This window comes from Ahrensia marina (assembly GCF_042140245.1).
GTDB lineage: Bacteria > Pseudomonadota > Alphaproteobacteria > Rhizobiales > MH13 > MH13.
The window spans coordinates 1,286,444-1,308,765 of the sequence record NZ_CP159483.1 but is presented as its reverse complement, the minus strand read 5'-3'; the positions used below and the strand labels follow the sequence as shown (position 1 = coordinate 1,308,765).

At 56.7% G+C, this 22,322-nt stretch carries 20 protein-coding genes, 2 pseudogenes and 1 riboswitch; of the genes and pseudogenes, 5 read left to right on the top strand and 17 right to left on the bottom strand.

Going from position 1 to position 22,322, the window contains the following annotated elements; translation table 11 throughout:
- Positions 1-17: 17 nt before the first annotated feature.
- Positions 18-1,955 (bottom strand): ABC transporter substrate-binding protein, encoded by a 1,938-nt coding sequence (locus ABWH92_RS06475; protein ID WP_375573210.1) that lies wholly within the window; start codon positions 1,953-1,955, stop codon positions 18-20.
- Between the two features lie 237 nt (positions 1,956-2,192).
- Here ABWH92_RS06475 and ABWH92_RS06470 point away from each other — a divergent pair, with 237 nt between their 5' ends.
- Both ABWH92_RS06470 and ABWH92_RS06465 read left to right on the top strand, forming a co-directional pair.
- Entirely contained in the window at positions 2,193-3,215 is a 1,023-nt protein-coding gene (locus ABWH92_RS06470) for a LacI family DNA-binding transcriptional regulator (protein WP_375574202.1), read from the top strand.
- Complete coding sequence (locus ABWH92_RS06465) at positions 3,212-4,567, top strand: sulfatase (RefSeq protein WP_375573208.1); 1,356 nt, start codon at positions 3,212-3,214, stop codon at positions 4,565-4,567. Before ABWH92_RS06470 ends, ABWH92_RS06465 begins: the two co-directional genes overlap by 4 nt.
- A gap of 597 nt (positions 4,568-5,164) precedes the next feature.
- On the opposite strand, the gene ABWH92_RS06460 is transcribed toward ABWH92_RS06465, so the two are convergent.
- The 3 genes from ABWH92_RS06460 to ABWH92_RS06450 are packed head-to-tail and all read right to left on the bottom strand — an operon-like array spanning position 5,165 to position 7,241.
- The gene (locus tag ABWH92_RS06460; RefSeq protein ID WP_375573206.1) at positions 5,165-5,971 is read right to left on the bottom strand and encodes an iron chelate uptake ABC transporter family permease subunit; all 807 of its coding nucleotides are present in this window, start codon (positions 5,969-5,971) and stop codon (positions 5,165-5,167) included.
- Positions 5,971-6,726: an ATP-binding cassette domain-containing protein gene (locus ABWH92_RS06455; protein WP_375573205.1), complete on the bottom strand. Its 756-nt coding sequence runs from the start codon at positions 6,724-6,726 to the stop codon at positions 5,971-5,973. Before ABWH92_RS06455 ends, ABWH92_RS06460 begins: the two co-directional genes overlap by 1 nt.
- Positions 6,723-7,241, bottom strand: coding sequence for a transcriptional repressor (locus ABWH92_RS06450; RefSeq protein ID WP_375573203.1), 519 nt, complete (start codon positions 7,239-7,241; stop codon positions 6,723-6,725). The genes ABWH92_RS06455 and ABWH92_RS06450 overlap by 4 nt, the downstream gene beginning before the upstream one ends.
- A gap of 62 nt (positions 7,242-7,303) precedes the next feature.
- Here ABWH92_RS06450 and ABWH92_RS06445 point away from each other — a divergent pair, with 62 nt between their 5' ends.
- From ABWH92_RS06445 to ABWH92_RS06435, 3 genes are all read left to right on the top strand, one after another.
- Complete coding sequence (locus tag ABWH92_RS06445; protein ID WP_375573201.1) at positions 7,304-8,494, top strand: zinc ABC transporter substrate-binding protein; 1,191 nt, start codon at positions 7,304-7,306, stop codon at positions 8,492-8,494.
- Between the two features lie 169 nt (positions 8,495-8,663).
- Positions 8,664-9,875 carry a GTP-binding protein gene (locus tag ABWH92_RS06440; protein ID WP_375573199.1) on the top strand — a complete coding sequence of 404 codons (1,212 nt, stop codon included), beginning with the start codon at positions 8,664-8,666 and terminating at the stop codon, positions 9,873-9,875.
- Positions 9,872-10,525, top strand: a complete 654-nt coding sequence (locus tag ABWH92_RS06435) for a DUF1826 domain-containing protein (RefSeq protein ID WP_375573197.1) — start codon at positions 9,872-9,874, stop codon at positions 10,523-10,525. The genes ABWH92_RS06440 and ABWH92_RS06435 overlap by 4 nt, the downstream gene beginning before the upstream one ends.
- 355 nt (positions 10,526-10,880) lie before the next feature.
- Here the strand turns inward: ABWH92_RS06435 and ABWH92_RS06430 are convergent.
- From ABWH92_RS06430 to ABWH92_RS06370, 13 genes and pseudogenes are all read right to left on the bottom strand, one after another.
- A pseudogene (locus ABWH92_RS06430) lies at positions 10,881-10,985 on the bottom strand (hypothetical protein); the annotation flags it as partial.
- 134 nt (positions 10,986-11,119) lie between these two features.
- Entirely contained in the window at positions 11,120-12,250 is a 1,131-nt protein-coding gene (locus ABWH92_RS06425; protein ID WP_375573195.1) for a SufD family Fe-S cluster assembly protein, read from the bottom strand.
- Positions 12,251-12,302: 52 nt separating this feature from the next.
- Complete coding sequence (locus tag ABWH92_RS06420; RefSeq protein ID WP_375573193.1) at positions 12,303-13,013, bottom strand: ABC transporter ATP-binding protein; 711 nt, start codon at positions 13,011-13,013, stop codon at positions 12,303-12,305.
- 215 nt (positions 13,014-13,228) lie between these two features.
- A complete protein-coding gene (locus ABWH92_RS06415) occupies positions 13,229-14,002 on the bottom strand; it encodes an ABC transporter ATP-binding protein (protein WP_375573191.1) in 774 nt (257 codons plus the stop codon).
- Complete coding sequence (locus tag ABWH92_RS06410; protein WP_375573189.1) at positions 13,999-15,174, bottom strand: FecCD family ABC transporter permease; 1,176 nt, start codon at positions 15,172-15,174, stop codon at positions 13,999-14,001. Before ABWH92_RS06410 ends, ABWH92_RS06415 begins: the two co-directional genes overlap by 4 nt.
- Positions 15,175-15,191: 17 nt before the next feature.
- Positions 15,192-16,166: an ABC transporter substrate-binding protein gene (locus ABWH92_RS06405; RefSeq protein ID WP_375573187.1), complete on the bottom strand. Its 975-nt coding sequence runs from the start codon at positions 16,164-16,166 to the stop codon at positions 15,192-15,194.
- Positions 16,163-16,612, bottom strand: a complete 450-nt coding sequence (locus tag ABWH92_RS06400; RefSeq protein WP_375573185.1) for a DUF1636 domain-containing protein — start codon at positions 16,610-16,612, stop codon at positions 16,163-16,165. Before ABWH92_RS06400 ends, ABWH92_RS06405 begins: the two co-directional genes overlap by 4 nt.
- Before the next feature lie 128 nt (positions 16,613-16,740).
- Positions 16,741-16,970: riboswitch (cobalamin riboswitch) on the bottom strand.
- 32 nt (positions 16,971-17,002) lie between these two features.
- Positions 17,003-17,716 carry a class I SAM-dependent methyltransferase gene (locus tag ABWH92_RS06395; protein ID WP_375573183.1) on the bottom strand — a complete coding sequence of 238 codons (714 nt, stop codon included), beginning with the start codon at positions 17,714-17,716 and terminating at the stop codon, positions 17,003-17,005.
- 151 nt (positions 17,717-17,867) lie between these two features.
- Positions 17,868-18,050: pseudogene (locus tag ABWH92_RS06390) on the bottom strand (tyrosine-type recombinase/integrase); the annotation flags it as partial.
- A gap of 101 nt (positions 18,051-18,151) precedes the next feature.
- Entirely contained in the window at positions 18,152-18,556 is a 405-nt protein-coding gene (locus tag ABWH92_RS06385; RefSeq protein ID WP_375573182.1) for a GNAT family N-acetyltransferase, read from the bottom strand.
- 150 nt (positions 18,557-18,706) lie between these two features.
- Positions 18,707-19,060: a hypothetical protein gene (locus ABWH92_RS06380; RefSeq protein ID WP_375573180.1), complete on the bottom strand. Its 354-nt coding sequence runs from the start codon at positions 19,058-19,060 to the stop codon at positions 18,707-18,709.
- Positions 19,061-19,080: 20 nt separating this feature from the next.
- Positions 19,081-20,220, bottom strand: coding sequence for a hypothetical protein (locus tag ABWH92_RS06375; RefSeq protein ID WP_375573178.1), 1,140 nt, complete (start codon positions 20,218-20,220; stop codon positions 19,081-19,083).
- Positions 20,211-22,184, bottom strand: coding sequence for a hypothetical protein (locus ABWH92_RS06370; protein ID WP_375573176.1), 1,974 nt, complete (start codon positions 22,182-22,184; stop codon positions 20,211-20,213). Before ABWH92_RS06370 ends, ABWH92_RS06375 begins: the two co-directional genes overlap by 10 nt.
- Positions 22,185-22,322 lie beyond the last annotated feature (138 nt).

The window sequence follows — 22,322 nt, the reverse complement described above, 5'->3', positions numbered from 1 at the left end:
AGGTTAGCGCAGTCGGATTAGTTCGCGTAGTAGAACTGTTCCGCAACCGCCGGCCCGGGTGTCATGTAGAAGAACGTGTTGGGCATGGAGCGCGGCACGTTGCGCAGATCACGGTTCACGATACCAACCCGATCAGGCTCCATGACCGTGCCGATAACGCGGAACTCTTCCTGAGTAATCGCCAGGATTTCCCGCATCAGATCGAGCTGCCCGTCCAGATCAGGCGTCGCCTGCAGCTGACGGTAGAGTTCCAACTGCCGGAGAGCGGCAGCGTCCGGTTCCTCGGCGTTCGGATCATTGGGATTTTGAACCCAGATGCCCCAAGCGCTGGCATAAGAGGACTGCCATTCAAACGGGAAGTACCATTTCGGGTCCAGCAGGCCGAGCATGTCGTAACCGCCACCGCCGATCCAGACATTGGCATCGTGATCGTTGTTTTGACGCAGCGTTTCGGAGAGAGACCGCTCGACGGGAGCCACGTTCATTTCAACACCGACCTGAGCCCAGTAGTTCTTAATCAGCTCAAGCGAGTCGATCTGAAACTGGCGGGACGTCAGCGCATTGATGTTGAACGACAGCCGTTCACCGTCAGGGCGCAGGCGGAATCCATCAGAGTCGCGCTCCGGTAGGACCCGGTCCAGATACTGGTTCGCAAGATCAAGGTCGAACTCGGTGTACTGCGTGGCCAATTCTTCGTTGAACAAAGCCGTATCCGGGCGCGGTGCGGCCTGCCACGGACGCGATGTGCCGGCATGAATGATCTGATTGAGCTCCTGCCGGTTGATGGCATGGCTGAGGCCGACGCGGAAATCGCGATTGTTAAAGATCTCACGCAGAACCGGGTCCTTGTGGGTCTGGTTGAGCATGATCATCATGGCGTTCGACCAGGCCGGTTGCGCGATCCATAGATCGTAATTGCCCTGGTCGCGGTTTTGCACGATCAGCGGCCGCGCATCGGTGGTCTCGATGTGGCGGTTCTGGAAATCAATCTCACCGTTGATGGCCGCAAGGATCACCGCCTGGCGATCTTCAAAGACGCCGTAGGTCACTTCATCGATGTAAGGCAGCTGCTGACCGTCCGTGTCGACCTTGTGGTAGTAAGGGTTGCGCACAGCCACGACCTGACCTGACCCGTCATATGGTTCCGTCAGCATCCAGGGATCAAGCACGGGGCGCCCTTCGTCGCGCCAACGCGCGTGCGGCCCTTGGATCTTGGAGGCGAAGTGCTGCACCCAATCAGCGGCGCCCGCTTCGCGAGCCATGGCATCAGCCTCGGCATTATAATCGGCATGGAACTGTTCCAGCCAATGCCGTGGCGACCCGGCCAGAACGTCCGAACCTCGCACTGTCGCCATGTTGAACAGGAACAGGGCGTTTGGCTCAGGAAAGGTGAAAACGACCGTGGTTTCATCCGGCGCACTCACAACCACCGGGTCATCGCCCGAGCGCAACCATGACGGCACCGACGGTGTGATATCCGTATTCATCAACACGTCTTCGTACCAGAACATGATATCGGCCGACGTGAAAGGCTCGCCATCCGACCAATGGTGCCCTTCGCGCAGCATGAATGTGAACGCGGTGGCATCCTCGTTGACCGACACACTCTCGGCCACATCTGGCACAACCTCTGTCCAGGCGCTGTTCCAGCGCGCCAACCGCGTGTAACCAATCGTACGCTCCAGCAAATTGTCCGATCCGCCGCGCATAGCCTGGCGCCAGGTGCCACCATAGCTACCGACGCTTTCCAGCGGTTCCACGACCAATGGCGTGGCGGGAAGGCGCTCATCAAGCGGCGGCAAATCGCCGGCTGCCACCTGATCAGCAAGCATCGGCGCCTCGGAGTAGGATTGCGCCATAATGGGCGTTGCCGCCAACGACAGCGATAGCGCCAAGGCGCCGCTGATTGAGGCTAGCTTGCACAAGTCCGAAATGAGTCGCGGTTGGTGGGTCACAATGCTTCCTCCCTCAAGGATCAGGCGACACGGCGGGCCATTCTGTGAGGTCCTATGTCGTGCCGTGACGAAGTTAGGTTATCGATAACGTAAATAAGCCTGAAACGAGTTCCATGTGTCAACCGGAAATCGTCGCTGCACCGCAAAATATGGCGTACCTGCAAAATGATCCTTGCGGAGCGGAAACGTTATCGTTATCTCAATAAAGACAACCGATCATCTTTCGACGTCAACTGAATTTCTGAAATGGCGCAAGACGAGACCCTGTTCACACTAGAAGATGTCGCAAGCCGCGCCGGCGTGTCGCGGATGACCGTTTCGCGTGTTCTCAACAATCGTGGCGGCGCGTCCGAAGAAACGCAAAGGCGCATTCGCCAAGCAGCCCGTGAACTCAACTACCGCCCAAACGCCATGGCGCGTAGTTTGAAGTCACGGCGATCTTCGATCATCGGCGTCATCGTTCCGGACATCTCCAACCCCTTCTTCCCTGAGATCTTTCGCGGTGCGGAAAGCGTCGCCCAAGCCAGTGGTTACACGCTGATCCTGTCCAACGTGGTCGAAAGCGCTGACCGCGAAGCTGAGGTTCTGGAGAAACTGCTGGCACAACAGGTGGACGGCATCATCTGGTGCTCGGCGCGGATGGAGGACGCTGCACTTAAAAAGGCGTTGGCTCCAACCAAATCGGTCGTTCTGGTCAACCGCGAGAGCGATCCGGAGCTCGCAAGCTCTGTCACAGTTGACTACGCCCTCGGCGCCCGGCTCGCCGTCGATCACCTAACAGAAATCGGGCTAAGGCAGATCGGCTTAATTGCTGGTCCGGATTGGTCGTTCGGCGCTGTAGAACGTATTCGCGGCGTTCAAAAGGCGATGGAAGCGCGCGGATTGGCGCCAGTCGACATGGTCAATTGCGACCCAACCATCCAAGGCGGTGAAACCGCGGCCGCGTCAATGCTGGCCAAACACGACTCGATTGATGGCCTTATTTGCTACAACGACCTCACGGCCATCGGTGCCCTGCAGGCAGCACGCAATCTGGAGTTGGACGTTCCCAAGGATCTCGCCTTGATCGGCTTTGACGACATTGATCTGGCACAGCTTGTTACACCCACCATCACGTCCCTCGGCGTTGAGCGTTATGAGATCGGCCGGGCCGCCATGAAGCTGCTCCTCAAACAGATTGATGGTCAGGAAACCGAGCAGAAAATCGTTTTGCATCCAAAACTGATGATGCGCGGCTCTACCTTGAAAACTGTCGTATGACTGATCGCCTGAACATCCTGGTCATCATGACCGACCAGCAAAATGGCAACGCCATGAGTTGTGTGGGCAGCACGGATGTCGCCACCCCTCACCAAGATAGGTTGGCCCACGAAGGCGTACGGTTCGACCGCGCCTATGTAGCCTTCCCGCTCTGCTGTCCTTCCCGCGCAGCAATGGCGACCGGACGTTGGCCGCATCAAATCGGAGCAATGACCAACGGGTCCAGTTTGACCGCCGATGATATCGCCTGCTCCACCGGACCATTAATGCGTGCTGCCGGCTATCGCACCGGATGGGCCGGCAAATGGCACGTGCCCAACATCGATATGGGCAAGGACGCCGAGATATTCGGTTTTCAGAATGTCTGCGGTTTTTCCGATACCTATCTCGCCGACGCCTGCGAAGCGTTCCTGCGGCAGGATCACACACAACCGTTTCTCCTGTTCGCGTCCTTCGACAATCCCCATAACATCTGTGAGCATGGCCGCGATCAGGTGCTGCCCTGGGGCGAGGTTGAGCGGGACGACGACCTGCCCGCCAACTACCCAAACCTGCCATTCAATCATGCCCGACCGGCCTTTGAGGCAAAGGTTCTAGGCGATCTGCGCAAGGGCATGCCGCCGCAGCAATATGGCTTCACACAAGAGCGTTGGCGACGTTTCCGTCATGTCTACTTCCGGCTGTGTGAAAAGGTGGATGTCGAGATCGGCCGCCTGCTGGCGGTCCTTGATGACACGGGGCTGGCCGAGAACACGGTTGTGATCATGCTGTCGGATCACGGCGAGCACAACGGTGCCCACGAGCTCATCCAGAAAAGCACGTCGTATGAGGAGTCTGTGCGGGTGCCCTTCATCGTCCGGCTTCCGGAGCATGTGAGGAACCCAAGGGGTCGCGTGACCGAGGCGATGGTCAATACGGGCCTCGACTTGATGCCGACACTGCTCGACTTCGCCGACGCCCCCATACCGGACGGGCTGGATGGGTTGTCAGTAAAACCCGTCGTGGAAGAGCGCGATCCAGTCTGGCGGGACACCTTGTTCGTTGAGTCGCAGATGGATAAGACCGATGTCCAACTGCGAATGCTGCGCACCAAGCACTTCAAGTACACGCTGTTTGATCGTGGCCAGTATCGCGAGATGTTGTTCGATCTACAGAACGATCCGGGAGAGCTAGTGAACCTCGCCGTGGAGACTCGCTATGCCGATGTACTCAATGCGCATCGCAAGCAACTCCATAAGTGGTGCCTTGCAACCGGAGACACATTCGGCAAGCACTACTCGCATGCGCCCTACCCAGTCATTCCTGGCGTCGGCTATGCCCGCGCGCCTGCACGAGAAGGTTTGAGAGGCTGATCCCGACGTGGTTTGGCGAAATACCACCAAATGATCAGCCCCGCATGTCGTGGTTCCATCATCGCCTTTGGTCTCCCAAAGCATTGGGCAAACTGAAGCCGCCGACGATGGTCCAATCCTAGCGGCTTTTTTCAGCAACGTCGCTGCGAGCCTGCCCTTTGGGTATGACCGCTTTGCCTTCCAACTGTCGACAGCGCTACACCCAACTCGCAGCATAAGTTTGGAGGCCATACGCCGTCGCTGATCTTGAAATCCAACATCCGGCGGATGATGGCCCGGCATCGCGGTCTGAACAAAATGTCATTGTGGGTTGGTTGCGGGTGATTTGTACCTGCAAAGCTAAGTAATTGATTTTGTTGAATTGCGATTCTGGGCACCATCAGCCGTCTAGCTAAAATACTGATTTATATAGGTTATCTTGAACGAGATGGTTGCGGGGGCACGCAACCAACGATATCAGCAGCTACTGTTTCAAACCAAAGCCTGAGCCTGGCGAATGTCAACTCGGCAAGGGGCAACAGGGGCGGCTGAGAAACTCGTCTGAAGCGGCCCAGTGCTAAAGGCCGATCAATCCCCATAGCGGACATATGCTTCGCGCTATGGGTGTCTGTTTTTAGGTTCGCTAACCGCGCTGAACAGACCCAAGCCAACAAAACACAGCGCCGCCACACACACGACCGTGGGCCCAGCAGGGGTGTCGAGTATGTAAGCGCTTCGTAACCCCAAAATGGCGGACAATCCACCAATGGCTGCAGCAAACATCGCCATAGCTTCAGGGGTCCGGGACAGGGTACGTGCCGCAGCAGCGGGGATGATGAGCATCGCCGCAATGAGGAGCACGCCAACAACTTTGATTGCCACAGCAACGGTGATGGCAAGACATAGCGTTAGTACCATTTGCTCGCGTCTGGGATCCATACCGCTGGCATAGGCAAGTTCTTCGTTCAACGTCGAAGTTAATAGAGCCGACCAACGCCAAGCAGTTAATGCGACAACGAGAGCAGCACCACACCAGATCACAGCCAAGTCAGTTCGCGAGACCGCGAGAATATCACCAAACAGATAGGCCATAAGGTCTATGCGAATGCCCGATAAAAAGGACACTGCTACTAAGCCAAATGCCAGAGCGGAATGCGCCATCACTCCTAGCAGTGTATCCATGGCGTAGCTTCTTTGGGAGAGCAGTGTGACGGTGGCGGCCATCACTAAAGAGACTGCAACTGTGCCCAAAAAGATCGACATGTCCAGAGCAAGAGACAATGCAACACCTAGCACGGCAGCATGGGCTGTTGCGTCACCAAAATAGGCCATACGGCGCCAAACGATGAAGCATCCAAGCGGCGCAGCGGCAAGCGCTACACCGATACCAGCAAGCGTCGCACGGACCATAAAGTCATCAAGCATTACTCGGCAGCCTCGCGCTCGATGGGACCAGAATGGTCGTGTTCGTCGTCGTGGCTGTGATCATGGTTGTGCTGATAAAGCGCAAGTGCGCCTGCCGTTCCTGACCCAAACAACGCGCGATATTCTGGTGCTGAGGCGACCATCGCAGGTGTTCCTTCGCAGCAGATATGCCCGTTGAGGCAAATGACCCGATCCGAGGCGCTCATGACCACATGCAGTTCATGACTGATCATAACGACAGCACAGCCGGTCGTGTTTCGTACGGCCTCGATCTGCTTGTAAAAAGCCGCTGAGCCGGATTGATCAAGACCTTGCGTCGCCTCATCAAGTAGCAGCACATCTGGCCTACCGGTCAGCGCGCGTGCTAAAAGTACGCGTTGAAACTGGCCCCCAGAAAGTTGCGACATCTGGCGGTTGAGCAGATTAGGAACGCCAGCTTGTTTGAGTGCTTGGATGCACTCGGCCTTTGCGATTTTGTCCGTCAGGCGTAGAAATCGCTCCACAGTTATGGGTAAGGTTTTGTCGATGTGCAGCTTCTGTGGCACATAGCCAATCCGCAAACCGTGGCGTCGCACAATGCTGCCTTTTGATGGGGCAATAGCGCCGATCATCGCACGTAGCAAAGTTGTCTTACCCGAACCGTTCGGTCCAACGATTGTGACAATCTCTGCAGGTTCAACGTTCAGCCGAACACCACGCAGAACAGTGCTAGCGCCATAAGCGACGCTAAGATCCTGTACGCTGATCAAACTCATGACTGACCAAGGTTCACGCAGGCAGGACAAATGCCCTCCGCTTCGACAACGGTCCTCTCGATACGAAAACCAGCTGACTTTGCGGCCGCCCCCAAAACGCCTTTGGCCGGTGCTGCGTGTGCTTCGGCAACGGCGCCGCATAGTCGGCAAATCATGAACGCGGGCGAGTGCTTCTCGCCAGGGTGGGAACAAGCTATAAAAGCATTGAGCCGCTCGATTTTGTGGGCAAAGCCGTGCTCCGTGAGAAAGTCGAGCGCGCGGTAGGCCACTGGTGGTTGAGAGCCAAACCCGGCTTTTCCCAGAAGCTCGAGGATGACATAAGCTCCCAAAGCACGGTGCTCTTGCAGCAAAAGCTCCAGAACCTTGCGGCGAACCGGTGTAAAGCGCAGGCCGTGCTCCGCACAGTAGTTTTCCGCAGTTTCAAGTGCAGCCACTACGCAATGGGTGTGATCATGGTGCGAGAAACCGATCATCTCGTCGCCTTCGGCGGCAACTTCGGCAGTTGGGCTTGTCATGTTATTTCATATCAGATAATTCAACGCTTCTGTTATAAAATCACATAGAGGTTTGAAAGTCCATGTCGCGTCTCTCGTTATCCGTTGCCGCTGTATTGTTGAGCAGCACGACGCTCGCGTCTGCTGATGTCCCAAATGTCGCTGCGGACATTGCGCCCATCCACTCGTTGGTGGCTCGCGTGATGGATGGTGTTGGCACGCCAAACCTTGTTATTCCGGCCGGTGCATCACCACACTCGTATAACTTGCGACCATCCGAGGCATCTGCGCTGCAAGAAGCGGATTTGGTATTCTGGATGGGGGAAGATCTCTCACCATGGCTCAAAGACACAGTCGAAACGCTGGCAAGTGGAGCTGTGGTTACTGAGCTATTGGAGGTGGATGGGATCGAACTACTCGACTTCCGCGAGAACGCATTGTTTGAGGCACACAGCCATGGTGACCATGAACATGGCCATGGCGAAGAGCACGCGCATGATGACCATGATCACGACCATGGCGAAGAGCATGCGCATGATGACCATGATCACGACCATGGCGAAGAGCATGCGCACGATGACCATGATCACGACCATGGCGAAGAGCATGCGCACGATGACCATGATCACGACCATGGCGAAGAGCATGCGCACGATGACCATGATCACGACCATGGCGAAGAGCATGCGCACGATGACCATGATCACGACCATGGCGAAGAGCACGCGCATGATGACCATGATCACGATGGCCATGCACATGGCGAGCACGATCCGCACGCATGGTTGTCACCGCAGAATGCAGCGACTTGGTTGAACGTTATCGCGGCGCAACTGTCTGCCACCGACCCGGATAATGCTGGCGCCTACTTTGCCAATGCAGCGGCCGGGATCGAGGAACTTGAAGCGCTAAACGCGGAGGTCAGTGACATGCTTGATCCGGTACGCGGCGGCAGCTTCATTGTCTTCCATGACGCCTACCAGTACTTTGAGGTTGCGTACGACTTCCCTGCTTCTGGGGCCATCTCACTAGGAGACGCCGCCGATCCAAGCCCTGCACGTATCGCGGAGATTCAAGCGCGCATTCGGGATGAAAGCGTTGACTGCGTCCTGTCCGAACCACAATATAACCCTGGTTTGGTAGCAACCGTTCTCGATGGAACAGACGCGACAACGGGCGTGATCGATCCTCTTGGCTCAGCCTTTGAACCTGGCGCTGGTTTATACCCCAAAGTGATTCGAGGGATCGCCAGAACTCTGTCAGAGTGTCTCTAGAAATCAGTGAGAAACAACGTTCGGCGGATGGTTTGTCGTCCGCCGAAATGCACTGCTTCTTGATAGCAGTGTTGCCCATGAATGCCGCTGCACCCACACAAATCAAAATGGGATCAATCGGCCTTTCATGGGGCTTTGTTTTGTTATGTAATAACATTGGAAACTAATCATGACCGATACTCGCCTCCCCGTAACGGTGCTTTCTGGCTTTTTGGGTGCCGGCAAGACCACGCTTCTCAATCGTGTTTTGAACAACCGCGAAGGGCGGCGTGTGGCGGTGATCGTCAACGACATGTCCGAGGTGAACATTGATGCTGATCTGGTGCGCGCTGACACTGAACTGTCGCGGACCGAAGAGACCATGGTGGAGATGTCCAACGGGTGCATCTGCTGCACATTACGAGACGATCTTTTGGCAGAGGTTCGCAGGCTCGCAGCTGAAGGGCGGTTTGACTACCTGCTGATAGAAAGCACGGGTATTTCCGAGCCGCTGCCTGTTGCTGCTACGTTCGACTTCCGCGACGAGGATGGTGAGAGCCTGGCGGATGTTGCGCGCCTGGATACGATGGTGACCGTTGTCGATGCAGTGAACCTGCTCAATGACTATTCAAGCCATGATTTTCTAAGCGACCGCGGTGAAACGCTGGGTGAAGAGGATGAGCGGACGCTTGTTCATCTGCTTACCGATCAGATCGAGTTTGCTGATGTCGTTGTGCTCAACAAAACCAACGATGCCGGGCCAGATCGCACGGATGCCGCGCGCAAGATCATTCGCAGTCTGAATGCCGATGCGAAGATCATCGAAACCAATCATTCCGATGTCGCCAGTGATGCGATCCTTGATACCGGGCTCTTTGATTTCCAGGCCGCGCACGAACATCCCATGTGGGCCAAAGAGCTTTACGGGTTTGCAGACCATGTGCCGGAAACCGAAGAGTATGGCGTTGCGTCCTATGTTTATCGGGCGCGAAGCCCATTTGATCCGTCGGCCATTCATGCGCTTCTGAACAGCTCCATGCCTGGCGTCATCCGCGCCAAAGGGCATTTTTGGATCGCAACCCAGCCCGATGTGGTGGCGGAGTTCTCGCTCGCTGGTGCCCTTTCCTCGGTCAAACCCTTGGGCACCTGGTGGGCATCGGTGCCCAAGGAGCGCTGGCCGGACCATGAAAGTGCGCGCTCCTACCTCGCCGAACGATGGGTTGAACCATGGGGTGATAGACGCCAGGAGATTGTTTTCATCGGGGCGGGTATTGATTGGCCGCATCTGCGCGCGCGCCTGGATGCTTGCTTGGTGCCTCAGGATGTGGCGCCGGGACCAGACGCGTTTCTTGACCTTCCCGACCCGTTCCCGTCTTGGCGACGTGCGGAGCAAGTCTCGTGAACCTGACTCAGCAATATGCTGATGAAGCTGCAGTTGGAGTGGCTTTTGCGGAGAAGCCTGAAAACCTTCAGGATTTCCTAGAGCCTGGTTGCGCGGCAGCGATTTGGAATCGAAGAGTAGACTCCTCCCTCCAAGCATGGCTGGACAATCTGGATCCTAAGCAGTTGCCCAGTGGTCGGCTCGTGCTGCCTGTGGAGGCGGTGCCATCAGCACTTACGGAGCTGTGTAATTTGGCCGATACACCAAATGGCGTCGGTAGACAGGCCCTGATAGATGACGTCGCCACACTAGCGAATATTTTCGCCAACCTGTTGGGTTCAAAATACCTCCGCCTCCGACTAGATGTAGCCTCGGAAACCACGTGCCCGAAGTTTCATATCGATGCCGTCACCGCTCGCCTCATATGCACCTATCGCGGTCCGGGTACACAGTATGGCATTGCACCAAACGGAGGCGAGCCTGCGCAGGTGTTCACGGTTCCAACAAGTGCGCCCATAATTCTTCATGGCAGCCAATCGCCGCAGCCTCCAACGTCTGGCTTACTCCATCGCTCGCCGCCAATTGAGGGTTCGGGGCAGACGAGGTTTGTGGTCGTGCTAGATCCTTTTTGGGACATGGGTCCAAGACCATCTACGCTGGAGGTGCACTAACTCATTGTGAGTTTGCACGGTGCTTTGGTTGCTCACAGTACTTTCCGTCTAACAGCGTGCTTTTGCGTGTTCGTCTGAGGGAAGCGAGCTCTACTGTTCGATGCTCTCGGCCAACTCCAAGGTTTCCAGTTCCGGAGAGGGCGATGCATCGTCCGCACTTGCCGTCGCTCATCTTCATGAGATTGGGATGCATGGCCCAGATCACAATATCTGCTTGGCTCTTGATTGGTATGCTGCAGGTGAAGCACTCGGCAACGCCGATTTTGCTGATCATGCACGTGGACTGAAAGCACAAGAACCCTCATGTTAACGTGCCCACGTGAGGTCACAGTGCCTGGCAGGTTTAGCGAGTAAGCTAAGCGGCCCGCCAAAACCCAGAAATCCTCAGCGCGTCTTTGCCCCACCCGCTCTTCAGCGCGACGTCACGCACGCGCCTTGCCTCAGCACGTTCGCCAGCAAACCAAACATGTGCACCTTCTCATACCCAGGCATTGCTTTGACCCCCGCGTCCGCCAGCACGTCGCCCTTCGCTCGTGAAAGCCAGGCGTGCGGCCACCCAACATGGTCACTTTCCGGCGGCCCGTCAGCTTCACCTCACATCCCACCCGACTTGGCTTGGACGATCATTTCTATCACACGTTCTTGAACGGTTTGCGGAATGTAGTCGCTGTTGAGCGACAGAAAACCTTGCACGATCAGACCGCGCGCGGTGTCTTCATCAAGGCCGGACGCCATAAGGTAACCAAGCTTTTCCGAACTCACCATGCCAACCGACGCTTCGTGGCTAAGCTGCGCGCCCTCGGCCTTCGCGCGAAGCGCCGGCACGGCTGTGATCTCGCCTGACTCAGTGAGCTTCAGGCCGTCACAGCCCAAAAAACCAGTGGTCTCGGCGGCATCACCAATCAGCACTGCATTGTTGATGATGGTCCCTCCGGCGGCAACCATGCGCGTCACGCTTTCGCAGCGCGCGCCTCGTGCTGCCAGGGTGATCTCATCATCGATCCGTTTGCTGGTGCCGTCTACCGCGAGCACAATTGATTGCGATACAGAATGAGCGTCTTCGGCCAAAGTGATGTGCGAAAAGGCCTCATGATCACGAATGGCCCCAAGGCTGATCGCCGTGGACGAACTGTGCGAGCCTTGGTCCATCTGGCTGTAGCTGTAGCTGCGCACCTCCATGTTGCCGCCCCAATGCTCGATCGACACCGAACGGCTTTGAGCGCCAGCGCGCATATAGGTTTCTGACAGGCAAACGTGCCGTCCGGCATGTACCGATTGGGGCACGGTTGAGCCAGAGATCATCTCCACCTCAGCGCCTTCATCTATCAGCGTGATGTCGTGGGTAAACTGGCGGCCTTGTGGCATCTCCAAAAGCGTGAAGCTTTGGACGGGCAGCATCACCTTGGCGCCTGGTTTGACCCATGTGAAGTGGCCCAGAGGGTCATCCATATGGGCGGAGATTTCCTGCAAATCCTCATTGCTGTCCGGCGCAACCTGCCCGAACATCAGATCTTGAACAAAATCATAGGTGCGCAGGGCCTCCGCCAAAGGCATCGTCACCACATCCTCGTGGGTGGATCGCACAATCCGTACGTGTCGATCGATGAGGATGGACGTGGCCGAGCGCTGCGCCTCATCGTCATAACCAACATCATGCAAGATGGCGCGCTCTTCGTTGCTCAGCCGGAAATCATCTTGCCTGTTGAGCGTCGTGGTCTCGGTCATGCGAAGCCTTTCTTGTCAGTGTGCCGTGTCGCCAAATGGGCTGTGTTGGATGTCAGGCTGCCGGTGCGCGATAGCCATGGCTTTGAACGTGACGAAACAGCTCGCGCGCATCACCGCTATGCACCAAACGACCATCGCTGATGATGTGGCCATGCGCCGTGTCGATATGGTCGAGGATGAGACCGGTGTGCGTGATGATGATTCCCGCGCGGGCCTGGCCATCGGGCGTTTGCGTAGACACAGCGCGCTTGATCGCTTGGCCAACCACAGCCACATGCTCAAGATCAACGCCGCTTTCAGGTTCATCAAACATCATCAGGCGAGGCGCTTGCAGGATGAGTTTGAGCACCTCTGAACGCTTGGTCTCCCCGCCCGAAAAGCCGACATTGAGGTCACGGTGCGCAAACTGCGCCAGATCGAGCCGCGCTGCTTCCTGCTCCAATATGTCTTCCGCGCCGATGGCGCTGGCAAAGGCGGCATAGGTCACACCTTCAAGCGCGGGAGGGCGCTGAAACGCCAAACCCATACCGCGTTTGGCCCGCTCATCGGTTGAGAGTTTGAGAACAGATTGACCATTGAACAGAACGTCACCTTGGGTCACCTGATATCCGTCGAGGCCCATAGCTGCTGCCAACAGGCTGGACTTGCCCGACCCATTTGGCCCCATCAAAACATGCAGCTCTCCCGGCGCCACCGTGAGACTGAGATCACGCACCACCTCCTGGTGACCGACGGAAACTGACACATTTTTGAACGCAAGCATGGTGCAAAATCTCCAAGTGAAAGCACTGTGCAAGGCTGCCAAAGAGGCCGGATCCGCGTAGGTTGATACGGCTTCCACGACGGCAGGGCACCTATCATCAGGCAATGCTAATTAACACTTTTTGCGATTAAAACGCAAATATCAGCGAAAAAAAATCAACTATTTGAGATTTCACAAAACTCGCTGATGATCAGCCATGCTTGGAGGTGCGCTCGTTAAACGGGCAACAGAAAAACGTTTCCTGTTCCTGGGTGACGCTCGACCAGCATTTTGACCCCATAGACCGCTTCAACTCGTTCGCTTGTTAGCACGTCTTCCGGTGTGCCGAGCGCAGCCATCTGCCCACCATCCATCAAGCAAATACGATCGCAAAATCTCGCTGCAAGATTTAGATCGTGCAAGGCCGCAACGATGGTGATCCCGAGTTCGCGTACAAATTCCAGCAGAGAGAGTTGGAAGAGAATGTCGAGGTGATTGGTCGGCTCGTCAAGCACCAAAATCGTGGGTTGTTGCACGAGCGCCCGGGCGAGTAGTGCCCGTTGGCGTTCGCCACCAGAGAGAGTTCTGAAGGAGCGACTCGACAGGTCCTCCAGGCCCTGTAACCGCAACGCCGCATCGATCAAGTCACGGTCGTGCGCCGTGTCGGGTTCGAGCACAGCTTTGTGGGCCGAACGCCCCATAGTGACGACATCGCGAACGGTCAGAGGAAAATCCGCAGGCATGTCTTGAAGGACCGCAGCAACGTTCTGCGCGACCCAAGCAGACGACCGACGCTGCACATCTTGGCCGTTGACCAGCACCGTTCCGGTTACAGGTTTCACCACCTTGTAGATTGTGCGCAGCAAGGTGGATTTCCCCGACCCATTGGGACCGAGCAAGCCTACCATTTCGCCTGGCGCGACATCAAAGCTGATCGCCTCAACGAGCCTCTTACCGGCGATCTCTACGCTGACATCGCTGAGCGACAGCGTTCCAGGTTGCAGGGTCAACGGTTGACGCTGAGGCTGCGAGCATCACGCCGCAACAGCCAGATGAAGAAAGGTCCACCAACCAAAGCGGTTACAATGCCGACCGGTAGCTCTAGCGGCGCGATGATTGAACGGGCGACCAGATCCGCAGCGATGGTGAAGCTTGCGCCCAGCAAGGCTACCGCAGGCAGCGCTTTGCGATGATCGGCACCTACCATCAGGCGCACGATGTGGGGCATGATAAGGCCGACAAAACCGATAACACCCGACACAGCGACCGTGATTCCGGTAAGGCCCGCCGTCAGCACGAACATGGTGCGACGAAAGCGCTCCACATCCAGACCCAATGCAACGGCGCTTTCATCGCCTGCCATCAACAGATTCAAGCGGCGTGCCTGCACCAGCATGATAGCCAAACCCACCGCAAGCGCCACCACGGGAATCGGGAGGATCGACCATTGCGCGCTGCCAAAGCCGCCCAGAGTCCAAAACAAAACGCGGGCAGCTAGCTGCGGATCAGGTGAGGTAAGAACAAGAAGGCTGGTGAGCGCAGACAAGACAGCGCTCACAGCAATGCCAGCCAGAACAAGACGGGTTGGCGTCATATGACCACCTGTCCGCGCAATCCAAAAGACAATGGAAAGCGCGATCAAGCCGCCGACAAAAGCCGCAATGTGCAGCGTGAACGCGCCCGCAACCAGAAGGCCAAAGCGCATGACAATGACGGCACCAGTAGCTGCGCCGGACGAAACGCCGAGGATTGAAGGGCCGGCAAGCGGATTGCGAACGATGGCCTGAATGACCATGCCAGCCACGCCGAGGCTTGCGCCAACAACAGCCGCCAGGATCACACGCGGCATGCGGGTCTGCACGATGATGATCTCATGTGCTTGCCGCCAGTCCGGCTCCAGGAGCAGACCACCGGAAATCCGGTGAAGGAGGATGGACAGCGCGGTACCAGCAGGAATGGTGACCGAACCAATCATCAGACCGGCGACTGCCGCAATACCTATCAGGGCCAGCATGCCCGCCAACACCGCGGCATAGCGCCCCTGATCTCGGGTGCTAGAGGACCGCGCAAGACGTACCACCTTGGCGTCGGTCGCCTTCGGCGGTGCCGCGCGCAACGTCGCCAGCAGGGCGGCGCGCTCATCGGAGCCACCCTGTTCGTTCGTGGTGGGCACGTCACTCACGTGCGAGGTACCAGGCCTTACTCAAACGCTTCAGGATGAAACGCGTGTGCCAGCCGCTCCAGGGCATCGACAGAGCTGGGTCCCGGTTGACCGTTCACGGAGACGATCAGCGTGTACGCATCGTTTTCAACCGCTGGCACGCCCGCAATTATTGGGTTGGCTTCCAGTGTGGCGACCCGCGCTTGACCGAGATTGACTTCGGGGTTTTCAACCACCTGTCCGCTCGACGTGCCGGAGTAAAAGACCACAATGTGCTCTGGCGCTTGTTCGACAAGCTGCTCCCACGATGTGCTGCCATAGCGATTGTCGATATCACCCAGGATGTTGGCTCCACCAGCACGCTCAACCACATGGCTTAGCATGGTGTTCCCCAAGACAGCCCATGGCGTATCCTCGCCACCATTGTAAATGAACACCGGGATGGGCTCGACGCCTTGCAGCCGCTCCTCCACATCGGCAATGCGGGCTTGCATGTCAGCAATCAGTTCCTCTCCGCGCTCAGGCACACCGAAGATCCCAGCAACGGAACGGATTTCCTCAAAAAGCTCATCGAAGCCGAACTTGCCGAGATTGCACCCTTCAGTGTTCAGGCGTGTGGCCATACCAAGGTCGTGCAGCATCGGACGGGGGTTGCGGCTTTCGGAGAACCCATCTGGGTAACCGGCATAGACAAAGTCCGCTTCGGCATTGATGAGCTGTTCGGTGGTCGCAACAAGCGGCGACAGGATTGGAACCGAATTGTAAGCGTCTTCAAACTGCGGGCTGATGGTCATGTTGGCCATGTAGGAGGTGCCGACCATGTTGGCCTCTAAGCCGAGCGCGAGCATGAGCTCGGTGGCGTTGTTGGAAAGGGTAACGGCGTTTGTTGGCGCTGTCTCATAGGTGTGCGTGAAACCGCAATTCTGGTCGACATAAGGAAAATGATCGTTGGCCTGTGCGAGCGTCGCAAACGGCACCGCGCCGACCAGCGCAAGAATGGGCAGCAGTTTCATGGAAAGTGTCCTTTGGTTGGATTTGGTGGGAAAGCAAAGGCGGGGTCGATGATGTCACCGGCGAATCCAAGCGGTGCGATGCGACCGAGAATGCCGGCACGCAGAGGCGCGGGTCGTTCCGCGCGGGGCACGAGGCCGTCGCTACTTTCGGCATATTGCTGGGCAAGCGTGATCACCGCATGGGCGTCGGTGCCCGCACTAAGGTCGCCGAATAGAAGCGTGAACTTGGCAGGTGCCGATAGGGCGACAACGCAGGGACGCTTGCACTGGCTCATGCAGCGCGCACCACGCATATGAATGGCCAGAGGTAGTGCCGCATGCCGTTGGACGCGACGCAGGATTGCTGCCGCTAGCTTGTAGCCGGGACGCTCTTCATCGGGGCTGGTGAACTCAGGCGGTCGGCAGCGCGTGCAGACCGTCAAGCAAACCCGATTGAGGGTGTGCATGGCGCATCGTCTCCCGAATCCACGGTGGGTTTCGGAAAACGGTCGATGAAAACAGGCCTTTCGGCCCCACACATGTTTGGAAAGCGTTCGTCGTCATCACATCACCGTCCCGGGGCACCCCGCCCGAAGGTTTTAAGTCACGTGATGGCAGGTCTCCTGACTTGCGGGTCTTAGCCTCTCAGCACCTTCCCAGGTTGGTGTGTAGTCACCAAACCCAGTGGTTTATCGCTGATGGGCTCACCGCTCACAGTTGCGGGGGCAGTCATGGATTTGGCGCCTGTTGGCTACACCGCACCATGTTCCCTTTTCATCCGGCCTGCATCACTGCCCAGCCAGAACCATCACAGCCAGGATGCTCAACTTGCCAGACTGTGTCAATCAAACCGACGTCTACAATGACGCCTTTGGAACCCAATCGATCAACGCCACCATGCCTGGCCCATCAGGCCGGTCGATATGGTAGTCGCGTCGATTGTGCGAGATGCCCATTTCTTCGAGTACGTCGCACAAGCAGTCTGCCCGTTCGCGCTCATGCACCATACCGTCGATATCAACAGCAAGTGGATTGGCATGGGGACGACCGATGGTTTGTACCAACGCCACGCGATGTCGTGCCACGTCATTCATTTTCATAAGAGCGGTTGTAATGTCCTTGATGCGATAGAAAGCATTAGCGCCAAAAACGAAATCTGCCTTCAAGACTGGAGCTTCTTCCCATTTGCAACCAATTGTCTTAACGGCACTCGGCCGATGCCAAAGCCGTTGAAACTCGGCGCGCATCGCTGCTGACGGTTCAATCACGGTAATCTCGGAGAGTTCAGGCGCCAGACGCCGCGTGAAAGCGCCTGAGCCTGGGCCGATCTCCACCATATCCCAATTCGCGCAGATCATGGTGCGCAAATCATTGACCAGATCGGTTGCACATTCGGCCAACGGGCTACTCCGGTCATAATTGGGCGCATAGTCCTGCCAGAAAGCTTCCTCGGCTCCATCGTCGGTCTGGCGACTGAGGTGTCGCGCGCCGTACTCATGGGCAGCCTGCCAAAAGGCCGACACCAACATGCCTGGGTGGCGCTGGGGCGGTAAATCCAAGTCAGCCGACATGGTTGTTCCTTGGGCACAGGTGTTAATCAATAGGGTGACCTTCTAGCGTCGAATGCAATCCTGTTGGAAGCACCCCACTTAAGTGAGGTCTCAAGAATGTGCTGTGGTCTGTCGGCGAACTGGCTGTTACCCTCGGCCGGTCAAAGAAGGCTCAAAGTTCGATGCTCTCTGCCAGTTCCAATGCATCTTCCACCTCGACACCGAGATAGCGAACGGTGCTGTCGATCTTTGTGTGACCGAGCAGAAGCTGAACCACACGCAGATTACCGGTTTTGCGATAGATCAGCGTTGCTTTGGTTCGACGCAAAGAGTGGGTCCCGTATGCTGATCTCCTTTCCGATGAAAATCAGCATTGAAGCATAAGATGTTTCTAATGATCACTGCGCCGCCAAGAGCGGCTGAGCCCACAACGGCAGCAGTGAGCCAAAGTGAACGTCAGTGGTCAGTCCCGTCGTAGATCCACATTGGAGCAACGGCATCGGTTCGTTTGAAACCTACGCGCTCATAAAAATCTACTGCGTCTGCGACCGCTAACAGTGTTTGCTGATGAAAGTCAGCATATTTGCCGAACATGCGAGACATAAGTTCTTGCCCAATTCCCTTTCCTTGCTGGTCTGGATGTACCAGCAGGTGAGGATAATAAACCACTAGGCTACCATCGGAAATTGCATTTGCCAGACCAACAAGTTGCTGTTCACGGAAAGCACATTCTATGTGATTAGATCCCTTTAGTGCTGCCATCAGGCGTTCAGGTTGGTTTGCTGAACTCCATTTATTGGCGGAGTATAATGAAATCACCTCAGACACTGGAGGCACTACACCACTTCTATACTCGATCATGGCGACCACGCCTCTTTGGAACAGTGCAGCAAGACTATATGCGAAGACGAATGTCTGAAAGGTCCGCATTGCCGCCAATTACTTCCGTAAACCAGATTCCGAAGGCAGCTTTACTCACAGTTCAGAAGCGTCAATTCTGTAGACTTAGCCCTAGCGGCTGCACACAAAAACAGAGCTCGCCACATCCACGCCGTCAATCACGCAAGAGGAAGCTTCTACGGTAACGGTCGAAGTAACGGACATCTCGTTGGCATCCAATCCACACGTCAGTGTTTGGTCCGTTCCATTGGACTCGACAGATAGTGGTTGGAGGACGGGGAGAAAGCTGCCGAAAAAGCGGAAATCCATCGCCCAAGCACCTGTCACATCCACCAGCTCATCATTGAAATGCGCAAAGGATGTAGGTGGACAAGCCACATTGAAGCTGGCCTCAGCCTGCGCATAAGCGGGAACCGAAGCAGACACAATCAAAAGTGGAATGGCCGCAGCCAGAGCGTTCTTCATCTGTTTTCCTATAGGTCCAGTTAACGTGGTTGGGGTTCCCAGGATGTTGCATTGGGGCCGCTGGCGCCTGCCAAGCATGCGCTCTGTGGCGCCCCATCGCTGAAGCACTGGGCTTGCATCTGCGCCTCGCGCAGGGCGCACTCAACGCCGCGCAGCGCTCCGGCAATTCCGTCCAAGTAGCCGCAGTCGCACGTGATTTCACCACACGTGACGTTGCCGATCGCCTCGGCGCCGTCGAGAATGTGATCAAATATCGACTGGCACAGCGAGCCAGTTCCAGGCACCAACGAACAGACGGACGCCAACATGTCGCGAAGGGTGTCTCGGTTCCATGGTCCACGCGCCAGAAAGCGCAGTCGCGCGTCCAGTCGCCTTAACCGTTCTTCATCGACCCTGCCGTTGCGGATCGCGTCTTCAACAATCCGCACACCCTCCGCATTAGCGTCTGCCAATTCACTGTTCCAAACCAGACCGTCACGAAGCATTGGCCAGCCCGGCCCTGCTAGGCCCGGACCTATGTAGCGCGTGAAAGGTGATCGAAGATTGTCCAGCATGCGGCGGCGCTCAGCGCCTGTAAGGTCCGGATAGCGGCGCGCATCGTTGTAAAAGCGCGCCAGTGAGACCAGCTGGCGGAGTCTTCCTAGAGCACTGGCCAGAGCCGGAGACTCAGCAAAAGGATCACTCAAGAGTGTCTCCAGCGAGTATTGTGCTCCGGCCGTTGCGAGGGCTTGGTCCAGATCCTTTAATGCTTGATCAAAGGCAGCTGCATCCTCCGGCTTTAAAATGCCGAGATCAGCCATATCGCCAAGGGCGTTGAGCGCAGGCTCCACGACGGCAGCAATCGCGTTGGGATCCAGTAGATCACCGTTTTCTATATAGTCAGCAAGTCCATCGAGCAGCCGATTTGGACCGTTTTGACGCAAAGCTATGTTGCCAGCAGCGAATGCCATGAGGCGTGCTTCATCCGATTCTGGAAAACGCTCCACCAGGTCAGTGAAGCCGCGCAATACCCCCGTCTGCTCTTCCTCGCTACCGGCTTCGGCAATGTCGCTGGCCAGCAAGTCAAAGGCCTCGCCAACCTCGTCAGCCAACGCGTGCGGCGACGCGAAGGCGATTGCGCCAACAAAAGCGCCAATCACCAGCATTTTTGTTATTGCCATACGTGCACCTCGATTGCCCCGTCTTCAAAAAGACTTTGGTATCCAAAGGACGAAGCGTACAGCGGGAAGGACAAGAACGCAGTACCCTGTCTCAAGGATGCAATTTCAACATCGACGACCAGATTGTCCATGTCATCAATCTCTTCGTCCAGAACGTAGACATGCGTCCCGTCCGGAGCGCTGCGTTGACGAGTCAGAGGGGTAGAACTGGACCCGTGGCGCAGGGTTACCGACTGGATCATGGACAGAGCACCATCAGCAAGGCTGGCGTCGATATCGTCGAACAACCTGGCAATCGACGCCCCAAACGCGGCGTCCTCGGGAATGTAATAGTCCGCAGAAAGCCGAAGGCCAAAGAGTGTGCCCGATGGGTTTTGGCGAACCCGTAGCTCAGCGATGCCGCCAGCATAAACCGGCGTAGAACCTTCGCTGTTTTGGGCAACAAAGAAGCGCCTGTCGTCCTGGCCTTGGTAAACGTCGAGATGGCCAAAATGGGCTGCAGACAGCACCCCGTGGCGCATTTGCGCAAGGTACCATAGCGGGTGGTCCGCCACTGCACGGTCTTCGACCAGGCTGCTCAGGGCCTCTTCGTTGAGCTGGTCAAGTACGGTGAACGAGAAATCGAGGTCATCGGATGTGTGATGCCCACTTAGGCGCCACTGGTCGGGGCTGGCAGCACGTGCAAAGTCTGGCAGGATGTTGAACGGGTCCTCTGCTGTGTTGTCGACTTGTGCAAGATGACGGCCGGACGGGTCGCAATTGAAGGCAGCAAAGCCCACAGTCCAGTCCAACAGAACCGTTTGCACCCTGTCCAGGAGGTGAGTGATACCGAAGGCTTCCGGCCCCCAGGCCCAGAACAGGCGTTCAATATCTTGCCAGGCGTCTGCGTCACCCGAGCGTTCTGCTGCCAGGCGCAGATGGCATAGGTCCGGCATGAGAACGAACGGGTTGGGCCGGTAGCTATCCTGTCCAGCGTTCCAACCTTTTGATATGGCGAACAACGCACGAGCGCCATCACGCGGGTCCGCCAGGAACGGCAGCAACTCCCGTAGGGCTTGACTCTTGGTAAGCTGAGCAACTGGGCCATCCAACAACAGCCGGTCCTCGCCGGCGAAGTAGGCATGTCCATAAAGAACAGCGCTGATCATTTCGTTGCCGGAGAGGCCTACAACGGATTGAGGGGAAGCTGGTTGCGAACCCACCTGGCGCCATGGTGATTGGGCCTGCAGGTAGTCGCGGACCAAGGATGTGACAGCCGGATGTTCACGCGTTGTGATGATATCAAAGGCATCAGCCAGGACCGGATAGGTAAACAGGTCTGAACGACGCTCTACGGCAATAAGTTCGACAAGGCGCTCTTGGGCCGGCGCGTAACCCCACATGGCTAAGGCCATAGTAAGGGCGGCTTGGAAAACCTCCGTCCCCGTTTGGCTCCCCCAGACTGTAAGAACTTCGCTGGTTTGTAATGCGTCACGACGCAATGCGGACCCAACGGCAGGTACGAGATAGTAAGCGCTACTCGACCACGACGTAATATCGGTGGCCAAGCCTACCAGAAAGGCTTCCTCTTCGGGTCCGCCTAAGGCTTGGATCACGTCTTGCGCGTGGCGTTGCCGCTCGAAATAAATCTGTAGTTCTGCACCACCCGCTGGCGGCTCTTCGGTAAGAGTCAGTATCGCCTCATCCAACAAGGCTCGAACCGCTGCATCGTCCGCCATCGGCTGAACGACGGAAAAAGCACGCGGTAGGTGAGGACCACTTCCGACCAATCGGTAGGGTGCGCCAAAACTACGCTCTTTTAGGATCTCAACCGTACGTGATGGAGACACAAGCCGAATGTCCGCGCGCATCTCAAGACCGTTTGTGCCGTAGGCATAGAAGCTTGGCTCAGCGTTGGCGGCCGAAGCGAGGAGACTGCTACCTAGACAAAGAACTCCGACCAGCTTTTTGTTCAGTTTTTGCATTAGAAACTCTCATCACAACAATGGCAGGGCGTGAGCCTGTGAAACGCATCAGGTTTAAGACCGATACCGCAATCGCTAACTGTTTCTTGTGACGGCGATCACGTTAGGGCGGACCGGAACCAAGCTTTGACAACGAAA

Excerpts from the sequence above, each read along its gene's own strand:
- ABWH92_RS06450 (WP_375573203.1), bottom strand. The coding sequence starts at position 7,241 with ATGACAAGCCCAACTGCCGAAGTTGCCGCCGAAGGCGACGAGATGATC.
- ABWH92_RS06405 (WP_375573187.1), bottom strand. The coding sequence starts at position 16,166 with ATGAAACTGCTGCCCATTCTTGCGCTGGTCGGCGCGGTGCCGTTTGCG.
- ABWH92_RS06395 (WP_375573183.1), bottom strand. The coding sequence starts at position 17,716 with ATGTCGGCTGACTTGGATTTACCGCCCCAGCGCCACCCAGGCATGTTG.
- ABWH92_RS06370 (WP_375573176.1), bottom strand. The coding sequence starts at position 22,184 with ATGCAAAAACTGAACAAAAAGCTGGTCGGAGTTCTTTGTCTAGGTAGC.
- ABWH92_RS06445 (WP_375573201.1), top strand. The coding sequence starts at position 7,304 with ATGTCGCGTCTCTCGTTATCCGTTGCCGCTGTATTGTTGAGCAGCACG.
- ABWH92_RS06375 (WP_375573178.1), bottom strand. The coding sequence starts at position 20,220 with ATGGCAATAACAAAAATGCTGGTGATTGGCGCTTTTGTTGGCGCAATC.
- ABWH92_RS06420 (WP_375573193.1), bottom strand. The coding sequence starts at position 13,013 with ATGCTTGCGTTCAAAAATGTGTCAGTTTCCGTCGGTCACCAGGAGGTG.
- ABWH92_RS06460 (WP_375573206.1), bottom strand. The coding sequence starts at position 5,971 with ATGCTTGATGACTTTATGGTCCGTGCGACGCTTGCTGGTATCGGTGTA.
- ABWH92_RS06440 (WP_375573199.1), top strand. The coding sequence starts at position 8,664 with ATGACCGATACTCGCCTCCCCGTAACGGTGCTTTCTGGCTTTTTGGGT.
- ABWH92_RS06465 (WP_375573208.1), top strand. The coding sequence starts at position 3,212 with ATGACTGATCGCCTGAACATCCTGGTCATCATGACCGACCAGCAAAAT.
- ABWH92_RS06380 (WP_375573180.1), bottom strand. The coding sequence starts at position 19,060 with ATGAAGAACGCTCTGGCTGCGGCCATTCCACTTTTGATTGTGTCTGCT.
- ABWH92_RS06385 (WP_375573182.1), bottom strand. The coding sequence starts at position 18,556 with ATGATCGAGTATAGAAGTGGTGTAGTGCCTCCAGTGTCTGAGGTGATT.
- ABWH92_RS06400 (WP_375573185.1), bottom strand. The coding sequence starts at position 16,612 with ATGCACACCCTCAATCGGGTTTGCTTGACGGTCTGCACGCGCTGCCGA.
- ABWH92_RS06425 (WP_375573195.1), bottom strand. The coding sequence starts at position 12,250 with ATGACCGAGACCACGACGCTCAACAGGCAAGATGATTTCCGGCTGAGC.
- ABWH92_RS06455 (WP_375573205.1), bottom strand. The coding sequence starts at position 6,726 with ATGAGTTTGATCAGCGTACAGGATCTTAGCGTCGCTTATGGCGCTAGC.